At 68.3% G+C, this 22,274-nt stretch carries 23 protein-coding genes and 1 pseudogene; 10 read left to right on the forward strand and 14 right to left on the reverse strand.

Features of this window, described 5'->3' with window-relative positions; all coding sequences use genetic code 11:
• Positions 1-45 precede the first annotated feature (45 nt).
• Positions 46-1,734 carry an FAD-dependent oxidoreductase gene (locus PJ250_RS05635; RefSeq protein WP_271647577.1) on the forward strand — a complete coding sequence of 563 codons (1,689 nt, stop codon included), beginning with the start codon at positions 46-48 and terminating at the stop codon, positions 1,732-1,734.
• 56 nt (positions 1,735-1,790) lie between these two features.
• Entirely contained in the window at positions 1,791-2,690 is a 900-nt protein-coding gene (locus tag PJ250_RS05640) for a ketopantoate reductase family protein (protein WP_271647578.1), read from the forward strand.
• Between the two features lie 9 nt (positions 2,691-2,699).
• Here the strand turns inward: PJ250_RS05640 and PJ250_RS05645 are convergent, their stop codons facing one another.
• The 4 genes from PJ250_RS05645 to PJ250_RS05660 form a co-directional block, all read right to left on the reverse strand.
• Complete coding sequence (locus PJ250_RS05645; RefSeq protein WP_271647580.1) at positions 2,700-2,936, reverse strand: hypothetical protein; 237 nt, start codon at positions 2,934-2,936, stop codon at positions 2,700-2,702.
• Positions 2,937-3,066: 130 nt separating this feature from the next.
• Complete coding sequence (locus PJ250_RS05650) at positions 3,067-3,300, reverse strand: hypothetical protein (RefSeq protein WP_271647581.1); 234 nt, start codon at positions 3,298-3,300, stop codon at positions 3,067-3,069.
• Positions 3,301-3,450: 150 nt separating this feature from the next.
• Positions 3,451-4,530, reverse strand: a complete 1,080-nt coding sequence (locus tag PJ250_RS05655; RefSeq protein WP_271647582.1) for a DUF1615 domain-containing protein — start codon at positions 4,528-4,530, stop codon at positions 3,451-3,453.
• Positions 4,531-4,604: 74 nt separating this feature from the next.
• Entirely contained in the window at positions 4,605-5,189 is a 585-nt protein-coding gene (locus tag PJ250_RS05660; protein ID WP_271647583.1) for a phosphatase PAP2 family protein, read from the reverse strand.
• A gap of 451 nt (positions 5,190-5,640) precedes the next feature.
• Between PJ250_RS05660 and PJ250_RS05665 the strand changes: the two genes are divergently transcribed.
• Positions 5,641-6,762, forward strand: coding sequence for an NAD(P)/FAD-dependent oxidoreductase (locus tag PJ250_RS05665; RefSeq protein WP_271647584.1), 1,122 nt, complete (start codon positions 5,641-5,643; stop codon positions 6,760-6,762).
• Between the two features lie 9 nt (positions 6,763-6,771).
• On the opposite strand, the gene PJ250_RS05670 is transcribed toward PJ250_RS05665, so the two are convergent.
• Entirely contained in the window at positions 6,772-8,214 is a 1,443-nt protein-coding gene (locus tag PJ250_RS05670) for a nitrilase-related carbon-nitrogen hydrolase (RefSeq protein WP_271647585.1), read from the reverse strand.
• 149 nt (positions 8,215-8,363) lie between these two features.
• Between PJ250_RS05670 and PJ250_RS05675 the strand changes: the two genes are divergently transcribed.
• Positions 8,364-8,753: an MAPEG family protein gene (locus PJ250_RS05675; RefSeq protein ID WP_271647586.1), complete on the forward strand. Its 390-nt coding sequence runs from the start codon at positions 8,364-8,366 to the stop codon at positions 8,751-8,753.
• A 39-nt stretch (positions 8,754-8,792) separates the two neighbouring features.
• Here the strand turns inward: PJ250_RS05675 and PJ250_RS05680 are convergent, their stop codons facing one another.
• Together PJ250_RS05680 and PJ250_RS05685 are read right to left on the reverse strand one after the other, a co-directional pair.
• A complete protein-coding gene (locus PJ250_RS05680) occupies positions 8,793-9,860 on the reverse strand; it encodes an AbrB family protein (protein ID WP_271647587.1) in 1,068 nt (355 codons plus the stop codon).
• Between the two features lie 5 nt (positions 9,861-9,865).
• Positions 9,866-10,432 (reverse strand): hydrolase, encoded by a 567-nt coding sequence (locus PJ250_RS05685; RefSeq protein ID WP_271647588.1) that lies wholly within the window; start codon positions 10,430-10,432, stop codon positions 9,866-9,868.
• A gap of 80 nt (positions 10,433-10,512) precedes the next feature.
• Here PJ250_RS05685 and PJ250_RS05690 point away from each other — a divergent pair, with 80 nt between their 5' ends.
• Both PJ250_RS05690 and PJ250_RS05695 read left to right on the forward strand, forming a co-directional pair.
• Positions 10,513-11,115 (forward strand): TetR/AcrR family transcriptional regulator, encoded by a 603-nt coding sequence (locus PJ250_RS05690; RefSeq protein ID WP_271647589.1) that lies wholly within the window; start codon positions 10,513-10,515, stop codon positions 11,113-11,115.
• Positions 11,116-11,208: 93 nt separating this feature from the next.
• A complete protein-coding gene (locus PJ250_RS05695; protein ID WP_271647590.1) occupies positions 11,209-11,928 on the forward strand; it encodes a hypothetical protein in 720 nt (239 codons plus the stop codon).
• A gap of 561 nt (positions 11,929-12,489) precedes the next feature.
• Here the strand turns inward: PJ250_RS05695 and PJ250_RS05700 are convergent.
• Positions 12,490-12,768 (reverse strand): hypothetical protein, encoded by a 279-nt coding sequence (locus PJ250_RS05700; protein WP_271647591.1) that lies wholly within the window; start codon positions 12,766-12,768, stop codon positions 12,490-12,492.
• Positions 12,769-12,927: 159 nt separating this feature from the next.
• On the opposite strand from PJ250_RS05700, the gene PJ250_RS05705 reads away from it, so the two are divergent.
• Positions 12,928-13,500 (forward strand): DUF2058 domain-containing protein, encoded by a 573-nt coding sequence (locus tag PJ250_RS05705; RefSeq protein ID WP_271647592.1) that lies wholly within the window; start codon positions 12,928-12,930, stop codon positions 13,498-13,500.
• Between the two features lie 12 nt (positions 13,501-13,512).
• Here the strand turns inward: PJ250_RS05705 and PJ250_RS05710 are convergent, their stop codons facing one another.
• The 3 genes from PJ250_RS05710 to ilvD form a co-directional block, all read right to left on the reverse strand.
• Positions 13,513-13,893, reverse strand: a complete 381-nt coding sequence (locus PJ250_RS05710) for a VOC family protein (protein ID WP_271647594.1) — start codon at positions 13,891-13,893, stop codon at positions 13,513-13,515.
• Positions 13,894-13,961: 68 nt separating this feature from the next.
• The gene (locus PJ250_RS05715) at positions 13,962-14,186 is read right to left on the reverse strand and encodes a hypothetical protein (protein ID WP_271647595.1); all 225 of its coding nucleotides are present in this window, start codon (positions 14,184-14,186) and stop codon (positions 13,962-13,964) included.
• Between the two features lie 637 nt (positions 14,187-14,823).
• Positions 14,824-16,662, reverse strand: a complete 1,839-nt coding sequence (gene ilvD / locus PJ250_RS05720; protein ID WP_271647596.1) for a dihydroxy-acid dehydratase — start codon at positions 16,660-16,662, stop codon at positions 14,824-14,826.
• Between the two features lie 162 nt (positions 16,663-16,824).
• Between ilvD and PJ250_RS05725 the strand changes: the two genes are divergently transcribed.
• The 3 genes from PJ250_RS05725 (at position 16,825) to PJ250_RS05735 (ending at position 19,830) form a co-directional block, all read left to right on the forward strand.
• The gene (locus PJ250_RS05725; RefSeq protein WP_271647597.1) at positions 16,825-17,358 is read left to right on the forward strand and encodes a DUF1190 domain-containing protein; all 534 of its coding nucleotides are present in this window, start codon (positions 16,825-16,827) and stop codon (positions 17,356-17,358) included.
• Positions 17,358-18,536, forward strand: coding sequence for a glutathionylspermidine synthase family protein (locus PJ250_RS05730; protein WP_271647599.1), 1,179 nt, complete (start codon positions 17,358-17,360; stop codon positions 18,534-18,536). Before PJ250_RS05725 ends, PJ250_RS05730 begins: the two co-directional genes overlap by 1 nt.
• Positions 18,537-18,840: 304 nt before the next feature.
• Positions 18,841-19,830, forward strand: coding sequence for a hypothetical protein (locus tag PJ250_RS05735; protein WP_271647600.1), 990 nt, complete (start codon positions 18,841-18,843; stop codon positions 19,828-19,830).
• A gap of 96 nt (positions 19,831-19,926) precedes the next feature.
• Here PJ250_RS05735 and PJ250_RS05740 read toward each other — a convergent pair.
• The 3 genes and pseudogenes from PJ250_RS05740 to PJ250_RS05750 all read right to left on the reverse strand — a co-directional run.
• Positions 19,927-20,142, reverse strand: a pseudogene (locus PJ250_RS05740) (DUF58 domain-containing protein); the annotation flags it as partial.
• 151 nt (positions 20,143-20,293) lie between these two features.
• Positions 20,294-20,749, reverse strand: coding sequence for a hypothetical protein (locus PJ250_RS05745; protein ID WP_271648549.1), 456 nt, complete (start codon positions 20,747-20,749; stop codon positions 20,294-20,296).
• Between the two features lie 137 nt (positions 20,750-20,886).
• A complete protein-coding gene (locus PJ250_RS05750) occupies positions 20,887-22,188 on the reverse strand; it encodes a DUF58 domain-containing protein (RefSeq protein ID WP_271647601.1) in 1,302 nt (433 codons plus the stop codon).
• Positions 22,189-22,274: the final 86 nt, after the last annotated feature.

A 22,274-nucleotide genomic window follows, 5' to 3' on the forward strand; every position in this document is an offset into this window, starting at 1 on the left:
CGGCGTTTACACAAGCTGGAAGCCTGCCGACAGGAAGCGATGTCTATGTTCATCGACGCCAGTGCCCTCCCCCGCAACACCATCGTGGATACCGATCTCTGCATCGTCGGCGCAGGTCCCGCCGGGATCGCGCTGGCGACCGAGCTGCGCCGCAGCGGACTGCAGGTGGTGCTGCTGGAAAGCGGCGGGCTGAACGAGGAAACGAGCGAGCGCGGACAGCCGGACAGCAAGTCGGTCTTCGAGGGGCATCGCGGCCTGTGGACCACGCGCCGGTTTGGTGGCAACGCCAACCGCTGGCTGGTCGACGCGGGCATCGGTCCCAATCATCTGCGCCTGATCACGCTCAGCGCTGCCGATTTCGACCGCCGCCCGTGGATCCCCAACAGCGGCTGGCCGCTGACCCTGGAAGAACTCAGGCCGTTTTACACGCGCGCGCAGTCCTGGTTCGAGCTGCCCGAGTGGCACTACGGCCCCGGCTACTGGGAGGACCAGGGCAACCGGCGCCTGCCGCTGCAGAACAGCGGCCTGCGGACCAGCATGTTCCAGTTCGCAGACAAGAACGTCGTGCTGACCAAGCACCGCGACCTGATCGGCGCTTCCGGCGACATCAACTGCTATTTCAACGCCACTGCCACGCGGCTTGAGATGAACGAAGCGGGCAACCGGATCACGGCCGTCCACACCCTGCCCAAGCCGGGCCTGGAGGTGACTTTCCGCGCCCGCACCTTCGTGCTGGCCCAGGGCGGACTGGCAACGCCGCAGCTGCTGCTGTCTTCGACCGACCGGCAGGCAAACGGCATCGGCAATCAGCACGATCTAGTGGGTCGCTATTTCATGGACCATCCGCTGCTGTTCGGGGGCACCCTGACCCCGACCTCGCGCAAGCTGATCGACCGCATGGCGCTGTACGACCTGCGCCGCATCGGCGGCACCTCGGGCATGGGCCACCTGCAGCTCACCGACGAGACCCTGCGCGGCGAGCCATGCGTGAACATCAGCACCATCCTGTTCCCCCGGCGCAGCATGTCCCGTCGCCGGGAACTAGGGTTCCGCGCGTCCCAGCGGGTGCGCGAGGCGCTGCACAAGCGTGGCCGGCTGCGCAAGCGCGACCTGCTGGCGATGCTCTACGGCCTGGATGGCGTGGCCCAGCAGTACAACGACCGGCTGCGCAATCCCATTTCCCATCTGGGCATCGGCGGCTGGTCCAAGACCGACGCACCGAGCCAGCGGCTGGACCACTTCGAGGTCCTGCACCAGGCCGAGCAGCCGCCGCGCTACGACAACCGCGTCAGGCTGGGCGAGGAGCGCGACGACCTGGGCAACCGCCGGATCGAGATCCAGTGGCGCTGGCACGACCGGGACGTGGCCCTGGTGGAAAAGGCCCAGGACATCCTGGCGCGCGAACTGAAGCGCAGCGGCGTGGGCGAGTTCAGCATCCGGCGCCCGATGGAAATCAAGACCAGCTCCACGACCCACTTCTCCGGTACGACACGCATGCACGATGACCCGCGCGAGGGCGTGGTGGATCGCAACTGCCGCGTCCATGGCGTGGATAACCTGTTCATCAGTGGCTCGAGCGTGTTCCCCACCGGCGGCTATGCCAACCCCACCCTGACCATCGTGGCGCTCTCGCTTCGCCTGGCCGACAGGATCCGCCAGGAAGCCGGCGTCAATGGCGGTCCGCTGCGCGGCAGGCAGGTCCTACCGAGCGCCAGGGAAGTCCGCCAGGACTGACGCGCGCGCGCCGTGCTGGCTAGAGTGTCCGATCCGTCTCAGCGAGGATCGAACACATGCGGATCGCCATCATGGGCGCCGGCGCGGTGGGTTGTTATTACGGGGCCCTGCTGGCGCGCGCCGGTCATGTGGTGACCCTGATCGGGCGCCCCAGCCTGGTCGAAGCGGTACGACAACGTGGCCTGCTACTGGACTCGGAGCGCTTCACCGGCGCTGTCGCGCTCGAGGCCAGTGACGACCCCGCCGCCGTGGCCGGGGCGGAGCTGGTGCTGTTCTGCGTGAAGTCGGGCGACACCGAAATGGCCGGGGCACAGATCGCCCCCTGGCTGGACTCCGACGCGCATGTGCTCAGCCTGCAGAACGGGGTGGACAACGCCGCGCGTCTGGCACAGGTGCTGGGACGCGATGTGATCCCCGTGGCCGTCTACGTCGCCACCGAGATGGTCGGGCCGGGCCATGTGCGCCATCACGGCCGCGGCGACCTGATCATGGGTCCTTCGCCGAATGGCACGGCGCTGGCCGCGGTGCTGGATCAGGCGGGGATTCCGACACGCGTCTCGGACACCGTCATGGCCGCGCTCTGGGCCAAGCTGACGATCAACTGCGCCTACAACGCGCTCTCGGCGCTTTCCGGGCAGGCCTACGGCACGCTGGTCCAGTCCGAGGGCGTGTCCGAGGTGATGCGTGATGCGTTCGACGAATGCCTGGCCGTGGCGGCCAGTCAGGACGTCGCCCTGCCGGAGTCCCTCTGGCAGGACACGCTGAACATCGCCCGCAACATGGCCGCACAGCGCTCATCGACCGCGCAAGACTTGGCGCGCGGCCGGACCAGCGAGATCGACCACCTCAACGGCGCCGTCGTCCGTCTAGGTCAGGCCGCCGGGATCGCCACGCCCGTCAACCGGACCCTGTGGTGCCTGGTCAAGCTCGCCGAGCAGCGTGCCGCGCCGGCCTGAGGCGTGCGCTCAGGGCGCGCGCCGATACACCGCGGCGTTGATGCACGACAGCACGCTGATGATGAACCAGCCGAAGGGCAGCAGTGACAGGGTGATCAGCCAGGTGATGGCAAAGGCGACGCAGGCCACCACGAACCAGCACACCGCCGAGATCAGGCGCCCCTGGAACAGCTGTCCCAGACCGGGAATGAAGAAACTGCAGATGGCGGCAATCACGTTGCCGGTCGAACCCTGCCCTTCGCTCATGCGCGTCGCTCCTGGTGCCCAGGTACGCATTGTGCAGGCTTGGCCGATCGCAGCGAACGTGCAGGAGGTCACGCCCCATGCAGGAAGCGCAGGAGGATGTACGCGCCTGGGCAGGCGCCGAGGCCCACGCCTATTCGACCGCGGCGATCCGCATGCCGTAAGGGGCCAGCATCGTGTTGACGCGCTGCATGACCGCCACGCCGTCCGCATCGGCGACGCTGTCTTCGATGGGGTCCACGCGGGCCATGAAGGCCTGCCAGAACGCGTTGGGCGACGGATGCGCGGCGACCAACGCGGGCAGCTCCCGCTCCAGGGCGCCGAGCATGGCGTCCAGCTGTTGCGCAGAGGCGTATTGACTGGCCATGACATTCACGGGAATCACTTTGGGTCCACGGGCGCCGCACGCCACCCCGACATGATACGAGACGCGTCCGCCCCCCGTGATCGGAATTCCAAATCCGACGGGAGATTCCCCGTCCGTGGTCCGACACCCGCGCAGGAAGCGCGCGTGGATCTAACGCTGCATGCAGCGCTGCCAGCGGGCATTGACCCGATCGGCGAACCACGCGGTGGTCAGCTTGCGGGTGATCTTGGGGCTTTCCAGGCGGATGCCCGGCAAGATGGCACGCGGCATGGCGCGTCCCGCGGCGGCGTCTGCCAGCGCGAACACCCGGGCATAAAGCGCGGTCTCCTCGAACTCCAGGCGATCGCCACGCGCCAGCGCGTCGCGGATCTGCCCGTCTCCCATGTCCAGGCGCGCGCCCAGGGCGCGTATCGCGCGCTCGGTGCTGCCAGGATGTTCCAGGTCGGCGCCGGGCTGCAGCAGATCGCCGTCCAGCGCCAGATCGATGCCGGTGGCCCGGCTCACCGCGGCCTGGAAGGCGGCGTTGCGGCTGGCGTACCAGCCCGCGTTGAAATCGGCGAAGCGATAGAGCAACGCGTCATAGTGGGCGGGATAACCCAGCAGATGCGCCGTTCCGAAATACAGCCCGCCGCGGCGGGTGAACACCTCGTGCCGGATCGAGCCTTCGACCGGATACGGGTAGTTCCGCGCGTGTTCTCGGGCGAAGTCCACGCTGACCTGCATGGGCCCGCCGGTATGGACCGGATTGAGCCCACCGAACAGCTTGCCTCCCAGCGGCACCATGCCGATGAAGTCCTCATAGAGCGCGCTGAGCTCGCGCTCGGTACGGACGTGGCCCAGCCGCTGGGCGTAGCTGCGACCATCTGGCGAATCAATCCGCAGCGCGGCGCTGACCAGCAGGCCAGGCACATGCAGCGCCGCGGCCCGGCGATCGATCTCCGCGCGCGCGATCCTGGCCAGCCCCGGCACGACCGGATCGGCGGTGTAGGTGCTCTCCTGCTCGGCCACGGCCAGGACCGCGCACAGGTTCGCCGTGCTGGTGGAGATGTCCTGCGCAGACAGCGCGACATAGACGTCATTGGCCCAGCCACTGCGGTCGGACACGCTGGCCGGCAGCTTGCGCAGGATCTCGGCGCGCACCACGTCGGGCTGGCGTTGCGGGGGGAGCGCAGGCTGGGTGGCACAGCCTGCCAACAGCACGAGTCCCAGGCAGGACAGGCGGATACGCATCGGGAGATCCAGGACGGCAGTAGCGGTCGAGCGCCTTATCGTGCCATGCGCGGGTCGAAGCCCGGCGCGCGTGCTCAGCTGTTTTGCAGCCGCCATGCGATGTGCGAGAGCACGCGCTCGGCCGACACATGCGGCGCCATCCACACCACCAGGCCGGCGGCCATCAGCGCGCCGGCCATCCACGGCAATGCCCGCGCCGGCAGCGCCATCTCGCCGTGCCAGCGACGCAGCAGCAGCCCGCCGACCGTCAGGCCCAGGGCCAGACCCACCATGATCTCCACGGGCGTGTGCCGGTAGGTGAGGACGCGCGAGACGGCGATGGCCAGTGCGACGCAGACCCCCAGCGCCAGCGACGCGCGGCGCACACCTGGCCGCGCACCTTCGGCCAGGCTGTAGCACAGCAGCGGATACAGCAGCGCCGACAGGGCGCTATGCCCGCTGATGGTGAAGAACCCGATGGTGCGCCAATCGATGCCCGCGGCCTTGTAGGCCAGCTTGGAGACGACCAGCAGCGCGATCATCCCCGACACCGCCACGGCCGCTTCCAGCGCCAGGCGTGGGTTGCGACGCCACCATTGCCAGCCCAGGACCAGCATCACCGGCGCCACCAGGCGCGCATCGCCCATCCAGGTCAGGAGAACGGCCAGGGAATGGGGCATGCAGGATCCTGAAAGCGGCGTACGGGAGACGCCCAGTGTTACGCAGAACACAGCCGAATCAGGCCCCGACAGGCAGGACCAGCCAGCTGCGACTCAGGCTGCAGTCGCGCCCAGACGCCATAGCGGCATGAAGCCGCGGCCACACGCCCGATTGGTGGGTGAAGTCTGTCAGCGCCGACAGGGAGACACGGATGCACCTTCTGTGGTCCTTGTCCGCACTCCGAGCGGACCTGCTCGTCGTCGAGTGGGCGCACCGGACCATGCCGCCGTCTTCAGCGGATGAATTCACTTGCGGCCAGCGGTGGCAGATCAGGCATGACGCGTCCTCGAGGGCGCATCCCGCGAAGCGTGCAGCGCCGCACGGGAGGACCGTCATCGATCGCCGGGCACGCGCGCGTCCTTCCGGGGCGCTAAGTTGCGTCTCTACAGGCGGGCAAGCGAGGAATGACGAATGGATCGGGTGGATTGTGTGGTGATCGGCGCAGGCGTGGTCGGGCTGGCGAGCGCCCGCGCGCTGGCACTGGCCGGGCGCGAGGTCCTGGTGCTGGAAGCCGAGGCCGCCATCGGCACGGGTACCAGCGCGCGCAACAGCGAAGTGATCCATGCTGGCATCTATTACCCGCAGGGCTCGCTGAAGGCGCGGCTGTGCGTCCAGGGGCGGCGGATGCTCTACGCGTTCTGCGCGCGTGCCGGCGTGGAGCACCGCCGCTGCGGCAAGCTCATTGTGGCCAGCGAGCCGGAACACGTCGCGGGATTGGAGCAGATCCGTCAGCACGCGCTGGCCAATGGCGTGGAGGACCTGCAGCTGTTCGATGCCGGTGCGGTCGCGGCGCTGGAACCGGAACTGCGAGCCGTGGCCGGGCTGTTCTCCCCCAGTACCGGCATCGTGGACAGCCACGGCCTGATGCTGGCGCTGCAGGGCGAGGCCGAACACCACGGCATGATGCTGGCCTTGCGCGCGCCGGTCGTGCAGATGGCGCGGGTGGACGACGGCTTCGTGCTGGACGTCGGTGGCGATGCGCCCATGCGCCTGCATGCCACCACCTTGGTCAATGCGGCCGGCCACGGTGCCCCGGCGCTGGCCGCCGGGATGGCTGGGTTGGACGACAAGCACGCGCCCCGGGCGTGGTTCGCCAAGGGCAGCTATTTCAGCCTGTCCACGCGCACGCCGTTCCGGCACCTGGTCTATCCCCTGCCCGAGCCCGGTGGACTGGGCGTGCACCTGACCCTGGATCTGGCCGGGCGCGCGCGCTTCGGCCCGGACGTGGAATGGGTGGACGGCCTGGACTACGCACTCGATGCCCAGCGCGGCGAGCGCTTCTACGAAGCCATCCGACGCTATTGGCCGGGCCTGCCCGATGGCGCCCTGCAACCGGCCTATACCGGGATCCGGCCGAAGATCAGCGGCCCGGGGCAGCCCAATGCGGATTTCCGCATCGATGGGCCGGCCGAGCATGGGGTCGCTGGGCTGGTGAACCTGTTCGGCATCGAGTCGCCCGGCCTGACCAGCAGCCTGGCCATCGGCGAGCACGTCTGCGCCCTGCTGGAATTGACCGAACCGTTGGCGGCCTGACCTAGGCGATCAATGGCTGCGACGCGGCGCCAGCAGCATCAGCGCTGACAGCCCGACGCATAGCCAGCCGAACACATTGCCGATCCGGGTGAACAGGGTCGGCTGGATCGGACCAACTGTCACTTGCGCCAGCAGTGTGGCGCCGGGCATCGGCGCACTGAGGGCTTCGGCGACGAAGCGACCGTGCGCGTCGCTGACGCTCAATAGTCCCTCGCGCGAGGCGCGGATCACCGTGTAGCCATTTTCCAGTCCGCGCATGGCGGTCATGCGCGCCGCCATCCAGGCATCGGCATAGGCGAAGTCCCAGGCCGGCACCAGCATGACGCCAGACGCACGCTGCCCATAGGCGCGACCGAAACGGGCGAAGTGCATGTCCTTGCAGACCGCCAGCCCGACCCGCGTGCCGACGATGTCATGCACGGCGTAGGCTGTGCCGCCGGCATAGGCTTCGGCCCGCTCGGGCGGGGCCATGAAATGCTTCTGGAAGTCTTCCACGCGGCGTCCGGACGGGTCGAAGAGCCAGGCGTGGTTGCGTGGGTGCCGACCGTCATCGATGGCAACTCCCACTTCCAGCCAAAGATGATGCCGGGCCGCCACCGTCGCGAAATGTGACTGCCAGGCATTGGCCTGTGAGGGCCCCAGCACGGCGATCTTTTCCGGCAGCACGACCAACACGGCGCCCTGTGCGGCCAGCTGCGCGATCAAGGCGTCGTAGCGATCACGGATGTCGGCCGCATAGCCCGGTGCAGCCTTCATCCCGATGGCATCGTCGATCGACGCCAGCCCGACCTGGATCTGCGTGCCGGGCAATGGCTGCTGCATGCGCAGCGCCCCATACCCCAGCATCGCCAACACCACCAAGCCGGTCGCGCCCAAGGCCCAGCCCTTGCCACGCACTGGCTGGCGCCACAGCAGCAGGGCCAGCGTCGCGGGCACCAGGCACAGCACGAACAGCACTGCCGAAGTCCCGCCCAGCGCCGCCAGTTGGCGCACCCACGGCAGGTCGGCCTGCGAATAGGCCAGGCTGCCCCAGTTGCCATCGGGCAACAGCACGGCCATCAGCGTATCGGCGCTCACCCACAGCAGCGGATAGGCCAACACTGTCCAGGCCCGGAGCGAACGCCGCATCACGCGCCGGCTCAGGCCCAGCACGCCGACCCAGACCGCCGACTGGCCGATCAGTGCCAGCACCGCCGGCAGCGCTGGCATGACTAGCAGGAAATACGACAGGTAGCGGCTGCAGGCCACCAGGCTCGCCACCAGCATCGCCAGCGTGGCCAACCAGCGTCGTTCGATGGACAACGCCAGCCACAGTGTCGGCACCGGTGCGATCCAGGCCATCCAGCCGTTGGGCGTCAGCCCGGTTGCCAGGCTCAGCACGCCACCGGCGCACACGGCCAGAAACAGCGTCCACAGCACACGCGCAGGTCTTAGCGCGTTGGTGGTCTTCATGCGTGCACCCGAGAAGGATCGGCCAGGCCGTTGCACGCCAGCCTGCCTGCCGGGCGGCGCGCGCGACATGGCCAGAAGTCAACACGTGTGGGCCGTCTTCACCCCAGGCCCCCGACACTGCAGACCCCACACACCCGCCGAAGACCGCCATGCCTGTTGAACTGAAGATGCTCGCCTGGTCCATCCTGCTGGGACTGGCATACGTGCTGACCGCCGGCGCACTGGTCACTGCGAAGCGCGGGATGAAATGGAATGCCGGCAATCGCGACGCACCGGTCGAGCCGCTGACCGGGCCGCCAGCACGCGCGCAGCGCGCCAGCGCCAACTTCCTGGAGACCTTCCCCTTCTTCGCCGCCGCCGCACTGGCCGTGGTCGCGCTCGACCGCGGCACACCGCATACCGCACTGGCCGCCGAGCTGTACTTCTGGGCGCGGCTGGCCTATCTGCCGGTGTACATCGTCGGCATTCCCTACCTGCGCACGGCGATCTGGGCGGTCTCGCTGTGGGCGATCCTGCAACTGGTGTGGACCCTGCTCTGAGCCTGGCCGGCACGCGCAAGGACGCTTTCGGTTTGGCGCCTAGGTCTGCACGCGCCGGCCCAGCCAGCGCGCGATGACCGGCCCCAGGATCAGGACTACCAGCAGGCGTGCGGTCTGCATGGCCATCACGAACGGCACGTCCACCTGCGCCGAGGATGCCGCGATGATCGCCACCGAATCCGCGCCGCCCGGACTTGTCGCCAGGTAGGCGGTCAACGGGCTGACCCCGGCCAGCGCGACCAGCGCCCAGGCGATGCCGCCGCACAGCGTCAGCAGGGCAAGCATGGCGCCCAGCACCCTTGGCAACGCGCCCAGCGCATTGCGCAGCACGTCCGGGGTGAAGCGCAGCCCGATGCTCCAGCCTAGTACCGCGTAGCTCGCGGCGAGCAGCAACGGCGGCAGGGTCACCTGCAGCAGGCCGGTGTCCTGGAGTGCCACGCATACCACCAGCGGCACCAGCAAAGGCCCGGCGGGCACCTTGAGCCGCACAGCTGCCCACACGCTCACCGTAATCACCGCCAAGGTCAGCGCAGCGGCCCGCACGTCGCCGATCGCCAGCCACGCCATGGGCGTCGCGCCATGCCCGGACACGTGCCACAGTCGGGCGACGATCGAAGCCGCGACGGCCACCAGCACCACGCGCAGGTACTGCATGAAGGCCACCAGGCGCATGTCGCCGCCGAACGAGGCCGACATCAGCGCCATCGCCGAAGCCGCGCCGGGGAAGGTGCCCCACAGCGCCGTCGTGCCCGGCAGGATGCGCCAGCGCTGCAGCAGCAGACCCAGCAGCACCGCCACCACGATCACCGCCAGCACGCAGCCAACGAACAGCGGCGCATCGCGCACCACTTCGCCCAGGATCGAGGCCGGCATGCTGCGCGCGATCATCGCGCCGACCACGCCCTGGGAGAACGCGAACGCCACCCGGTGCACCGGCACCGCGCCCCCGGTGACCGCCAGGCCGATCGCCGCGACCATCGGCCCCAACAACAGCGCCGCCGACAGGTGCGCCGCTTCCAGCACGACCACCAAGGCCAGGGAGACCGCGACCAGCAGCAGCCAGCGTTGCCAGGCCGGTCGTGGATGGGGAAAGAGCCGGCTGGGCACGTACGTCAGGCCTGCAGGGCGATGGCCTCGCTGGACACGATGCGCGCGACGCGCGGCAGGACATGCTGCAGGGTCATCTCGTGCAGTTCGGTCGACACGCTGGCGCACAGGTCTGGGGCGATGACCACGGCGAAGCCCAGTTCCCAGGCGTGGCGGGCGGTGGACTCGACGCCGAAGTTGGTGGCGATGCCGCCCAGGACGATAGTGTCGATGCCCCGGCGACGCAGCCGCTGCTCCAGCCCGGTGCCGGTGAACGCCCCCCACTGGCGCTTGGTCACCCGCAGGTCGCCGGGATGCTCCAGCCCGTCGACCAGGACGGCCCAGTCGTCCGGAAGCGGCCCATTGGCACGTGGCGCGGCATCGACGGGCTGTCTGGGGGCATCGACAAGGCCCGGGCCGAAGTCGACGTTGACCAGGACCACCGGCGCGCCCGCCTCGCGGAAGCGTGCGGCGGTGGCCTTGGCGCGAGTCACCAGTTCAGGGCCGGTAATGGGCTGCAGCGGCATGGCAGTCGTCCCGTGCTGCAGGTCGATCAGGACCAGCGCGGTCCGGCTGAGAGGGAGGGTGAGCATGAAAGGCTCCTAGGAACGGGCCGCACACGCGCGGCGTTGGATTAAAATGCGAGGATGGATTCGCATAGAGAATTGTGAGGATGGCCTCGCAAAAGTCAACCCAGGCCGTGCCCCCCAAGCGCCAGCGCGGACGCGAACGCGTCGCCGCGATCCTCGATGCCGCCGCCCAGCTCTTCGTCGAACAGGGCCAGGCGGTCACGATGACCGAGATCGCCGCCCGCTCGGGCACGGCGATCGGCTCGCTGTACCGCTTCTTCCCGACCCGCGAGGCGCTCATCGCCGTCCTGCTGGAACGCTATGCAGAACACCTGCGTGCGGCCCTGACCTCGCTGCAGGCGCGTGCGCCCGCCTTGGACCCGGAGGCCCTGGCCAATGACCTGCTGGCCCTGGCCACGGACCTCAAGCTCGAGCGCGCCGCCGCGCTGGCGCTGCTGGACCACATCGAGGACGATGCGCTGCGACAGCAACTGCGCACCGAAATGCACCAGGGTGTAGCGGCGATTCTGATCGGTGCGGGCATCGCGCCGGGCGCCGCCCCTGCCGTCGCGGCGGCGGTCATCCTGGTGATCAAGGCCGCCGGCACCCTGGCGTTGCAGCCGGATAGCGCGCCAGCGCTGGCCGAACTCCATCGCATGCTGCGGGGCTATCTCGCTGGGCTTGCCGCGCCGGCCCGCCGGGACTGAACAGCGTCATGCCGGACGTGGCAACATCCTTTTAATGCCGCTGCGGGTATCCCTGCGGGTTTCGTGGATCACCGGTTCACCACAGGAGTCTTCATGAAGCAGTTCTTCGGGGTCCTCGCGCTGGCCATGGCGTGCGCCGCCTGCAAGCCCGAACCCGCCGCGCCGGCCGCCACCGAGCAGCCCCCCGCGCCCCGCCAGTGCAGCGCGGACACGGATTGCGAAGGCAACGAGATCTGCGACACCGGAACCTGTGCGATGCCGCGCAGCGGTGCCAATCCGATCCAGCCAGGTGCGCCAGGCGCCTCTGCGCCCAGCGCCCCGCCGACCGACGGCGCGCAGGCGTCCACGCCGCCGCTGGGCAGCCGCGCGATGGCCGAATCGGGCGACCTGGTCCCCGGCATTCCCACCTGCAAGCCGGACGACAACCGCACGCCGATCCCGGTGTGGAAGCCCACCGTCGACGCAGAGAACACTCTTAGCGTGGCCCCGCCCCAGACCCCCGACCAGGTGGTCGCCCTGGAGCTGGAAGTCCGCACGGACGCCAAGTGCAACGACAGCGACCTCAACGTCTTCAAGATCGCCAATCCCGGTGATGCCAGCGGTGGCGTACAGGTCACGGTGCGCGGCAACTCGCAGGAGATCGACGGGGTCTGCCACCTCAGCGGTCTGTACCGCAACGCCCCGATCGAGGACAAGAAGCTCGCCCGCCAGGCCCCCAAGCTGGAAGACGGCTGGAGCGGCGTGCATTTCTCGGCGGCCGATGCCTCGGAAGTCGCTTCGTCCAACCGCTACTGCGTGCAGACAGGCGGCTGACCACCAACCTGCGCCGGCACGCCGGCGCCACGCATGATTCCTGATCCTGATGGCGGCCATGGCGCACGGCCATCGCCGACTTCGTTGTCCTTACAAGCCGCAGCGTCAGCGGCCGTGATCACCGTCAGCCACTGAGGCCGGCGCTCGCCGCATGCTGAAAATGGCGCCAACGCGGGATTCTCCTTTCGAGCGCCGGACCCTGCGCGGACGCCGCAGGTCATTTGCGTTGCAGTGCGTGCGCTCAGCCCGCCACGCCAGCGACTGCAAGATGCGACCGCTCACGCGCCACCACGCCTGTCTTCGCCGACGGCGCTTCCCCTTGTGCGTCCGTGGCGCCAGGCTGGGGAGTGTGTCGAAGGCGGCCCCGACGCGAGAGGCTGCCCACATTGCGAAATGCCCGCATCCCCGAATCGATCGCCTTCTTGAACAGCGCAGACCTCAAACAGGACCGGCCGTGCGGGCAACGCTGTCTGGTCGACGCAGGGGCCGATGCGCGGATCGCGCGCGGTCGTGAAAGCGTTCGCCGCCAAAGGCGCCCTGCGTGTGCCCAGATCCGTCTGCTCAGCCCGGCACACCGCTGGCGGCCAGGCCGAGCATGCCCAGCAAGGCGGCCATCAGCAGCGCACCCAGCGCGCCGATCCAGCGCCGCAGGGTCCGGCGCGTGCGCAGCGCGGCCCGGTGCTCCATCTCGGCCAGGCGTGCCAGCGTTGGCCGCAGTCGGTGCGCCACGTCCTCGACCGGCGCCTGGTTGGCGAGGGCGGCATCCAACTCCACCGCGACCTGCGCTCTGAGCGTCTTGCGCAGCTGTACGGACACCTGTGACGGCGAAGGACTGGACATGAAATTTCCCCTGTTCAAACGCCGGTCCGCGCAGGCAGGCGGCCGGCCGACTGGCCGATACTGTATGCGAACGCGCCCGCGCGCCAACACAGGACATCGACTGTCATCCGGGCAGGCCGGCGCTACACTGCGCGCCCGTCATGTGGTCTGCGTTGTCCAATGCGTAATCCCCTGCAGGAGCAGCTGCTCAAGGCCGGCCTGGTCAAGAAGGGCAAGGCCGACCAGATCGCCCGCGACCAAGTCAAGGCGCGCCTGGCCAAGGGCAAGGTCGCCAAGCCGTCGGCCGAGCAGGACCAGGTCGATGCGGCCCGGTTGCAGGCCGAGCGTGCCGAACGCGACCGCGCCCTCGCCGCCGAGCGCAACGCGCAGGCCAGGCGCCAGGAGCTGCAGGCGCAGATCCGCCAGATCGTCGACACGCACAAGGTCAAACGCAGTGGCGAAGTGGAATACCGCTTCAACGACGGCAGCGTGATCCGCACCGTGCTGGTCAACGCCACGCTGCGCACGCAGCTGGCCAGCGGCGCGCTGGTCATCGTGCGCCACGGCGAGGGCGTTGAGCTGATCCCACGCGCCGCCGCGCAGAAGGTCTACGAACGCGATGGGTCGTGGGTGCTGCTCGATCACGGCCGCCAGGAGGAAGACGCAACCTCCCACACCGCCGCCGGTGCAGCGCCTGAAGACGACTTCTACGACCAGGACCGTTTCAAGATCCCGGACGATCTGATGTGGTGAGGCGCCGGGCGCTTACTGGCCTGCCGGTGGCTCCCACAGTTCCACCTTGTTGCCCTCTGGATCGATGACCCAGCCGAACTTGCCCTGCTCGGAGGACTGAGTGTCGTCGAGCACGTTGCAACCTTCGCTGCGCAGCGCGGCCAGCAGCGCGTCGAGGTCGGCGACGCGGAAGTTGACCATGAACGACGCGGTGCCGGGCGCCATGTACGTGGTGTCGGCATCGAACGGACTCCACAAGGTCATGCCCGGTTCGCTGCCATCGCCACCCCAATTGAAGATGGCCGCGTTCCAGTCGGACACCTCCAGACCCAGGTGATCGCGATACCAGGCAGCCAGCGCGCCGGGATCGCGCGCCTTGAAGAAGATCCCGCCGATTCCCGTGACTCGCTTCATTGCGCTGCTCCCTGGGTGATGGTGGATTCTTGGCCACGGGCGTGGCCGGATCAAGTGCGCTCAGCGCTTCAGCGCGCGCGCGCGCCCTTGGCGACCTCCCAGTGCAGCGGCTTGTGCGAACGCGGCAGCGGCGCATCGCGACGCGGATCGGCGGATCGGCGGATCGGCGGATCGGCGAGCAATCGGGCAGTCGGGCAGTCGGGCAGTCGGATTGCGGTGAAGCTCGCGTCGCCGCCAGTGCCTCCCTCGTACCGCGCGAATTCGATCGCCACCAGCGCGTCGACGTCCGGCACTGGTCCAGGTGCGCCGCGCCATCGGCCTGAGCGTACCTGTGGTGCATCAGCCAGGCCTCGACCTCCGGATCGGGGCTGTCGTCGGTGTCCAGCGGCTCGTGCCCATCCGCAGGACGTGGCGCTGCTCGTGCAGGAGCCTCAGCGCCGGAAGCGACACACCGGCGAGTCATGGGCCCGCGGTCGCGTCGTCGGCATGCTGATCGGCCCTTGTAGCGCCGAGCTCGCTCGGCCCGGGCTCTCCCGGGCAAGCTTCAGCGGAGCAAGCTCCGCTCTACGGCAGGTCATGGGTAGCGACGCGCCCCCGAATGGGCGGCGCCGGATCAGGCCAGCCCCGGACTCCCCGGCACGCACGACGGCCATCGCTCCTTCCGGGTAAGAGGGCGATGGCGTGTGAAAGCACGAGGTACTTCACGCCCTTGAGCGTGTGGGCGTAGACCTCCCACAGCCGGGGGTGCTCGGCGGCATAGGCCGGCGGCACGCATGCGGCCGGGCACGCGAGCCACGGCGCGAGCGACATCCGGAGAGCGAACGTCGCAGCAGACGAACTCCCGCAAGCAGCGAGGTCGAAAGCGCATCGCCCCAACCACGCCTCCGCGATCCGCGCAGAAGCCGCGACAGCGGCTTGCGCATCTGCGGATCAGCCGTCCAGCAGCGCCTTGTTGCGCACGGCGCCCTTGTCGGCGCTAGTGGCCAGCAGCGCATAGGCCTTCAGCGCGGTGCTGACCTTGCGCGGGCGTACTTCTACCGGCTTCCAGCCCTTGGCGTCTTGCTCGGCACGGCGGGCGGCGAGCTCCTCGTCGGAGACCTGCAGGTTGATGCCGCGGTTGGGAATGTCGATCAGGATCCGGTCACCCTCGCGCACCAGGCCGATGGCACCGCCTGCGGCGGCTTCCGGCGAGGCATGGCCAATGGACAGGCCGGAGGTGCCGCCGGAGAAACGGCCATCGGTGAGCAGCGCGCACTGCTTGCCCAGGCCTTTCGATTTCAGGTACGAGGTCGGGTAGAGCATCTCCTGCATGCCGGGCCCACCCTTGGGACCTTCGTAGCGGATCACCACCACGTCGCCCGCTTTCACCTCGTCGGCCAGGATGCCCTTGACCGCCGCGTCCTGGCTCTCGAACACCTTGGCCGTGCCTTCGAACACGTGGATGGATTCGTCCACGCCGGCGGTCTTCACCACGCAGCCATCGCGGGCGATGTTGCCGTAGAGCACGGCCAGACCGCCTTCGGCCGAATAGGCGTGCTCGACGCTGCGGATGCAGCCTTCAGCGCGGTCCACGTCCAGCGACGGCCAGCGCGTGGCCTGGCTGAAGGCCACCTGGGTCGGGATGCCGGCCGGACCGGCCTTGTAGAAGGTCTGCACGGCTGCGTCTTCGGTCACGGCCACGTCCCATTGGGCGATGGCGTCGGCCAGCGTCCTGGCATGCACGGTGGACACGTCGGTATGCAGCAGGCCGCCGCGCGCCAGTTCGCCCAGGATCGCCATGATCCCGCCAGCGCGGTGCACGTCCTCGACGTGGTACTTCGGTGTGTTCGGCGCCACCTTGCACAGCTGTGGCACGCGCTTGGACAGGCGATCGATGTCGCGCATGTCGAAAGGCACCTCGCCCTCCTGCGCGGCGGCAAGCAGGTGCAGGATGGTATTGGTCGACCCGCCCATGGCGATGTCCAGCGTCATCGCGTTCTCGAAGGCCTCGAAGGTGGCGATGCCGCGCGGCAACGCACTCGCATCCTCGGCGCCGTACCAGCGGTGACACAGTTCCACCGCGGTGACGCCGGCCTTCTTGAACAGCGCCTCGCGATCGGCATGGGTGGCGACCACGGTGCCGTTGCCCGGCAGCGACAGGCCCAGGGCTTCGGTCAGGCAGTTCATCGAGTTGGCGGTGAACATGCCGCTGCACGAGCCGCAGGTGGGGCAGGCGCTGCGCTCGACCGTGGCGACCTGCTCGTCGCTGGCATTCGGATCGGCCGCCATCACCATCGCGTCGATCAGGTCCAGCTTGTGGTCGGCCAGCTTGGTCTTGCCCGCTTCCATCGGCCCGCCGGAGACGAACACGGTGGGGATGTTCAGGCGCATGGCGGCCATCAGCATGCCCGGGGTGATCTTGTCGCAGTTGGAGATGCACACCAGCGCATCGGCGCAATGCGCATTGACCATGTATTCGACCGAGTCGGCGATGATCTCGCGGCTGGGTAGCGAGTACAGCATGCCGTCATGGCCCATGGCGATGCCATCGTCCACGGCGATGGTGTCGAATTCCTTGGCCACCCCGCCCACGCGCTCGATCTCGCGCGCGACCAGCTGGCCGAGGTCCTTCAGGTGCACGTGGCCGGGCACGAACTGGGTGAACGAGTTGGCGATGGCGATGATGGGCTTCTGGAAGTCCCCATCCTGCATGCCGGTGGCGCGCCACAGCGCGCGGGCTCCGGCCATGTTGCGACCGTGGGTGGAGGTTTTCGAGCGGTATTCGGGCATGGCAAGGTCTTCACGCAGGCCCGTGGCCTGCAGCTGGAACAGAGAGGCACATGTTCGCCGCTTTTCTCGGTTGCTGCTGCAACTGACCATTCCGCCATCCTCGGCACAGGGCCGGGGACAGCAGGCATCATGGAACGCCGTATGCCCTGGATTTCGACCCGCATGAAGCGCTCCAGAACCGCCACCCTGCTCCTGATGGGCAGCGCCCCGCTGCTGCTGGCGGCCTGCCAGCGCGAGCCGGAGGCGCGCGAGGGCCTCTACACCTCGGTGGACGCCTGCTATCGCGCCACCGGCGAACGCGACAGCTGCCAGCGCGCCTTCGACGAGGCGCAGCGCCAGTCCGCCGAACAGGCCCCGCGCTATGCCTCCCAGGAGCAGTGCAAGGCCGACTGGGGCCAGGACCGCTGCACCGAGCAGCGCGACAGCCAGGGCCATGCCTTCATCGGGCCGCTGATGACCGGCTTTTTCATCTCGCAGATGCTCAACAACCGCGCGGGCCTGCGCAGCGCGCCGGCCTACCAGAGCCCGGCCAACGGCTGGGTGCGGCCGCGTCCGGGCGCGCTGCCGGACACCTCCAACGCCTTCCGCACCCCCGCCGCGGGCATGACGCCGGTGACCACGCCTCCCAATCGCGCGTTGACCGTCAGCCGCGGCGGCTTCGGTAGCCGCAGCAGCACCCGCAGCGTCGGCGGCTGATGCGCAGGGTCTCGATCGTCGAGCGCGGCGACTGGCGTGCACAGGCCGCCGCGTGCGGGTTCGACTTCCACACCATCGACGGCGCGGCATACTGGGACGAGACGGCCTATTACGCGTTCAGCCTGCGCCAGATCGAAGACGATCTGGAGGACCCCAGCGCCGAGCTGCACGCCATGGCCATGGACTTGGTCGATGCGGTCGTGCGCGACGAAGCCAAGCTGCAACAGCTGGCGATCCCGCAACCCTACTGGCAGTGGATCGCCGACAGCTGGCAGCAGCGCCAACCGCATCTGTACGGGCGGCTGGACCTGGCCTACGACGGACGCGGCCCGGCCAAGCTCTACGAGCTGAACTACGACACGCCGACCTCGCTGTTCGAGGCCGCGTTCTTCCAGTGGCAATGGCTGGAAGACCAGCGCGCCGCAGGACGGCTGTCGGCGCACGCGGACCAGTTCAATTCGCTGCATGAGGCGCTGGTGGCGCGCTTTGCCGAGATCGCACCGGCCCTGCCGCGGCCGCTGATGTTCGCTGCGGTGCGCGGCTCCAACGAAGACCAGGGCACGGTGGCCTACCTGCGCGACTGCGCGATGCAGGCGCAGCTGCGCGGCGAGTTCATCGCGATCGAAGACCTGGGACTATCGGAGGATGGCCGCTTCACCAATCTCGATGACGAGGTGATCGGCACACTGTTCAAGCTGTATCCGCTGGAGGACCTGTTCGCCGAGGCGTTCGGCCACGCCCTGCCCGGCTCCGGCCTGCAGCTGCTGGAGCCGGCGTGGAAGGCGGTATTGAGCAACAAGGGCATCCTGCCCCTGTTGTGGGCGCGCCACCGCGGCCATCCCAACCTGCTGGAGGCGCACTTCGACAACGGCGCGCCGCTCACGCCCGGCTGGGTGCGCAAGCCGCTGCATTCGCGCGAGGGCGCCAACATCGCCTTGCACCTGGCCGACGGGAGCTGGCAGGAAAGCGAAGGCCCCTACGCCGGCCCGTGCATCGTGCAAGCCGCGCATCCGCTTGTCGGCTTCGACGGCCGCTACCCGCTGATCGGCAGCTGGGTGATCGGCGATGCCGCCTGCGGGATCGGCATCCGCGAGGACGACAGCCGCATCACCCGCGACAGCGCGCGGTTTGTGCCGCACGCGATCGTCGATGAGGCACTGGGCCTGCTTTACGCCTGATTCGGCGTTCGCACACGCAACCAATGTGGGAGCCGCTTCAGCGGCGACAGGGCCTTCCTCGGTGAAGCCTCATCGCCGCTGAAGCGCTCCCACACAAACTGCGCATCACGTCCTTGGTCGATGCAATCTTCTCCTCTGACTGTACTCCCCGGCTGCACGACGGCGGCCACGTGCCCGCCAAGACGCTCACGCCTGTCAACTTCCGGCACATGCACGACTTCTGGTCGAGTGAGACAAGACAATAGGTACATGTGGCCTGCATGTATGCTCCTGCTTGTTAGCCAACCCCTCACGGATGATCCCCATGCATCGGATTGCATTGCTGCCCTGCCTCGTGTTCGCCGTACTGGCTCCAACTTCGCGCGCACGCGAAAAGATTCCCACCGATTACGAGGCCGGGCATTTCTTTGCACGTCTCAGTGCGCAGGATGGCCATTCGCTGCGGCTCGTCGTCGATACTGGAGGCCCGGGCGGAAGCGGCCTGTACGTCGTTGATCCCAATGCGGCAGCGCGCGTCGGACTAAAAATTCGAAGGTGCGATGTAGATGGAGAAGCGCTTCCCGTCGTCGAACTCCGATCGCCACTTTGGAAAGGTGTACCGGATGCTCCCGGGCGCCCTTGTGGCGCGTCTGCGTTTCTTGCAAAAGGGGTTGGTGTAGGCGCAGATGATGGGAATCTCGGCGCTGGCTATTTATCGCACTTCATCTGGACATTCGACTATCCGAAACAAGCCCTGTGGCTCGAGTCAGACGGTTGGAAACCTGGAGTTGGAACCCGCAGCATCCCAATGTCGTTTCCCCGCAACAGCGATGGTGAAAAGGCATCTGGCCTCCCCAGAATCCAGCTTCAAATCGCTGGTGAGTCTCTAGATTTTCTGCTCGATACGGGCGCTACAGCCGCCCCGACGCGGGCTGGAAAGGAGGCCATGACGCTGCAGACTGAGAAGGGCCTCGGCGTCACTTCTTACATCGACAAAGCCGTTCTGGATCGCTGGCATCAAGAACATCCGGACTGGGTCGTGGTCGATGACGGCGACGAACTTCTCGCGGTGCAAGGCCACATGCGGATTATCCGCGTTCCAAACGTGATGGTTGCGGGTTGGTCGGTCGGTCCGGTGTGGTTTACCGAGCGCCCTGAGGGCACATTTGGCGCCGAGGGGATCGGCGCCTACATGGATGCTCCCGTCGTGGGCGCCGCCGGCGCCAATCTTTGGCAGCACTTCGTGATGACGCTGGACTACCCGCAGGATGCTGCGTGGTTGGCCTGCGCGGATTGCGAGGATGCAAAACCCTGAAGCCAGAAGAATCACTGTGGCAGCCGCTTCAGCGGCGATGAGGCTTTACCGATGAAGCGTCATCGCCGCTGAACCGGCTCCCATAGGCGCGCGGAATCAGAGCAATCCCTCGCACTTGACCGCCAGGTAGCGCTCGACCAGCGCGGCGGGCAGTTGTGCGGTGGTGACATCCAGCACCATCATGCCGTGGCCGCGTAGCGCGTCGTGGGCGGCGGCGCGCTGCTCCAGGTAGCGGGCCACCGCACCGGCCTGGATCGCCCCGGACAGGTCGGTGACCTCGGCGTCCAGCGCCCGATCCAATCGGCCCTGCCGGGGACATACCGCGATGCCGCTTCCCGGTAGAACCCTCGCGCGCTCGCGGGCGCTCATGTACCAGGTCAGCGACCAGGGCATAACCTCAGAGCGCTGGCACACTGCGCGACTGCGCGCTTGGCATGCCGCCTTCAGCGCAGCCGCAAGCCGCTTACTCGATGTGGTACAGCACAGCAGCACCTGGCTTTGCTTCAAAGGCAGGCACGGTGCGCTGCTTGAGCGGCTGACCCTTGGTGTCCCACACCAGCGTTTGCGGTGGGTACTCGTCCTGACGGGTCATGGCATCGATCTGCTTGACGATCACCCCGCTGCTGGCCTTGACCTCGGGATTCCATGCAAACACCCCAACCCGGCCGTAGAACACTGCGGGCGCATCGGCGTCCAGCCGACGGTCCGGACACATCACCAGCCCGCGTTCCAGCATCACCCGTAGTGCCGCCACCGGCGTGGCCTTGACCGTGGGCGTGGTCCGGTCGGCGCTATGCCCCGGACAGACGTTCGCCGAGCGCGTCACCATCCTCTCGACCACTTCGCGGTCGGACTGGGCCAACGCGGGGCAGGCGACGGCTGCCAACGAAACGAGCACGAATGAAGACTTCCATTGCATCATTTGATCTCCTGATGGGTGACAAACACGGCGCAACGGTCCGGGTGAACGACTGAATTGTGCGTGATGAAAGGGGTTGCACCCAGAAGCGCAGCACGCGTCGCGTTGAAGGTGTGCAGCCGTGATCAAGGCGACGTCTAAAGCAGTCCTTCGCGCTTGACCGCCAGATAGCGCTCCACCAGCGCGGCGGGCAGTTGCGCGGTGGTGACGTCCAGCACCATCACGCCGTGGCCGCGCAGTGCGTCGTGGGCGGCGGCGCGCTGCTCCAGGTAGCGGGCCACCGCGCCGGCCTGGATGGCCCCGGGCAGGTCGGTGACCTCGGCATCGAGCGCCTGATCCAGTTCGCCTTCGCGCAGGCTGGCCACGCACACCAGATGGCGGCGGCGCAGCAGGTGCACGGCGGCCAGCAGGTCTTCGATGTCCTCGTCGCGCACGTTGGTCACCAACATCACCAGCGCGCGGCGGCGCTGGCGCGCCGACAGCTCGGTGGCCAGGGCCAGGTAGTCGCAGGCGCTGGCCGCCGGCTGCAGGTCGTAGGACGCCCGCAGCAGAGTGTCGATGCCGCCCATACCGCGCCGCGGCGGCACCCAGCGCGGCTGCTCGCCAGTCGCCAGCAGACCGGCGGCATCGCCCTGGCGCAGGGCCAGGTAGGCCACCACCAGCGCGGCGTTGAGCGCATGGTCGAAGTGCGCCAGGCCGTCCTCGCGCGCCAGCATGCGCCGGCCGGTGTCCAGGGCCAGCACCAGTTGCTGGTTTTTCTCGTCCTGGTACTCGCGCGAGATCAGCTTCTGCGCGCGCGAAGTGGCCTTCCAGTCGATCTGGCGCAGGCTGTCGCCCACGCGGTACTCGCGCATCTGGTTGAAGTCGGTGCCTTCACCACGGCGGCGCTTGAGATGCGCGCCGACCAGCCGCGAGGCCTGGTCGGCACTGAACAGCGCCAGCCGCGCCAGCGGTGCGAAGTCTGGATACACGCGCACCGCCTGCGGCGCGCCGGCCACGCGCGACTGGCGCCACAAACGCAGCGACGAGCCCAGGCGCAGCTGCACGCCGGAGAACCACGCATCGCCGCGCGCCACCGGGCGCAGGCGGTAGGCGAACTCCACCGCCTCGTCGCGCGCGACCGCCACCTTGCGCGGCAGCCCCTGCGAGGGCCAGCCGCCCGGATGCAGGTCGAACACCGCCAGCCGCTGCGCGCGCCCCGGCGAGGCGATACGCAGACGCACCTCACGCTCCAGGTCCAGGGCCAATGCTTCGGGCACCTGGCGGCTGACCTGCGGGGTGGGCCGGCGCCAGAGGAAGACAGCATCGGCCAGCGCCAGCAGCACCAGCGCCGCACCGGTGGCCTGCCAGGCAACCAGCGGCATTCCGGCGTAGAGCACCGCCAGCCCGGACAGGCCCCAGGCGCACAGCAAGGCGATCAGCAGCGGCGCTGGCCTCATCGCGGAACCGTCTTGGTGGGAGCCGCCATGGCGGCGATGGCGCGTTCAAGCGAAAGCTCCTCGCCACCAGGGTGGCTCCCACCTGT

The organism is Pseudoxanthomonas sp. JBR18, assembly GCF_028198165.1.
In the GTDB taxonomy this organism is placed as follows: domain Bacteria; phylum Pseudomonadota; class Gammaproteobacteria; order Xanthomonadales; family Xanthomonadaceae; genus Pseudoxanthomonas_A.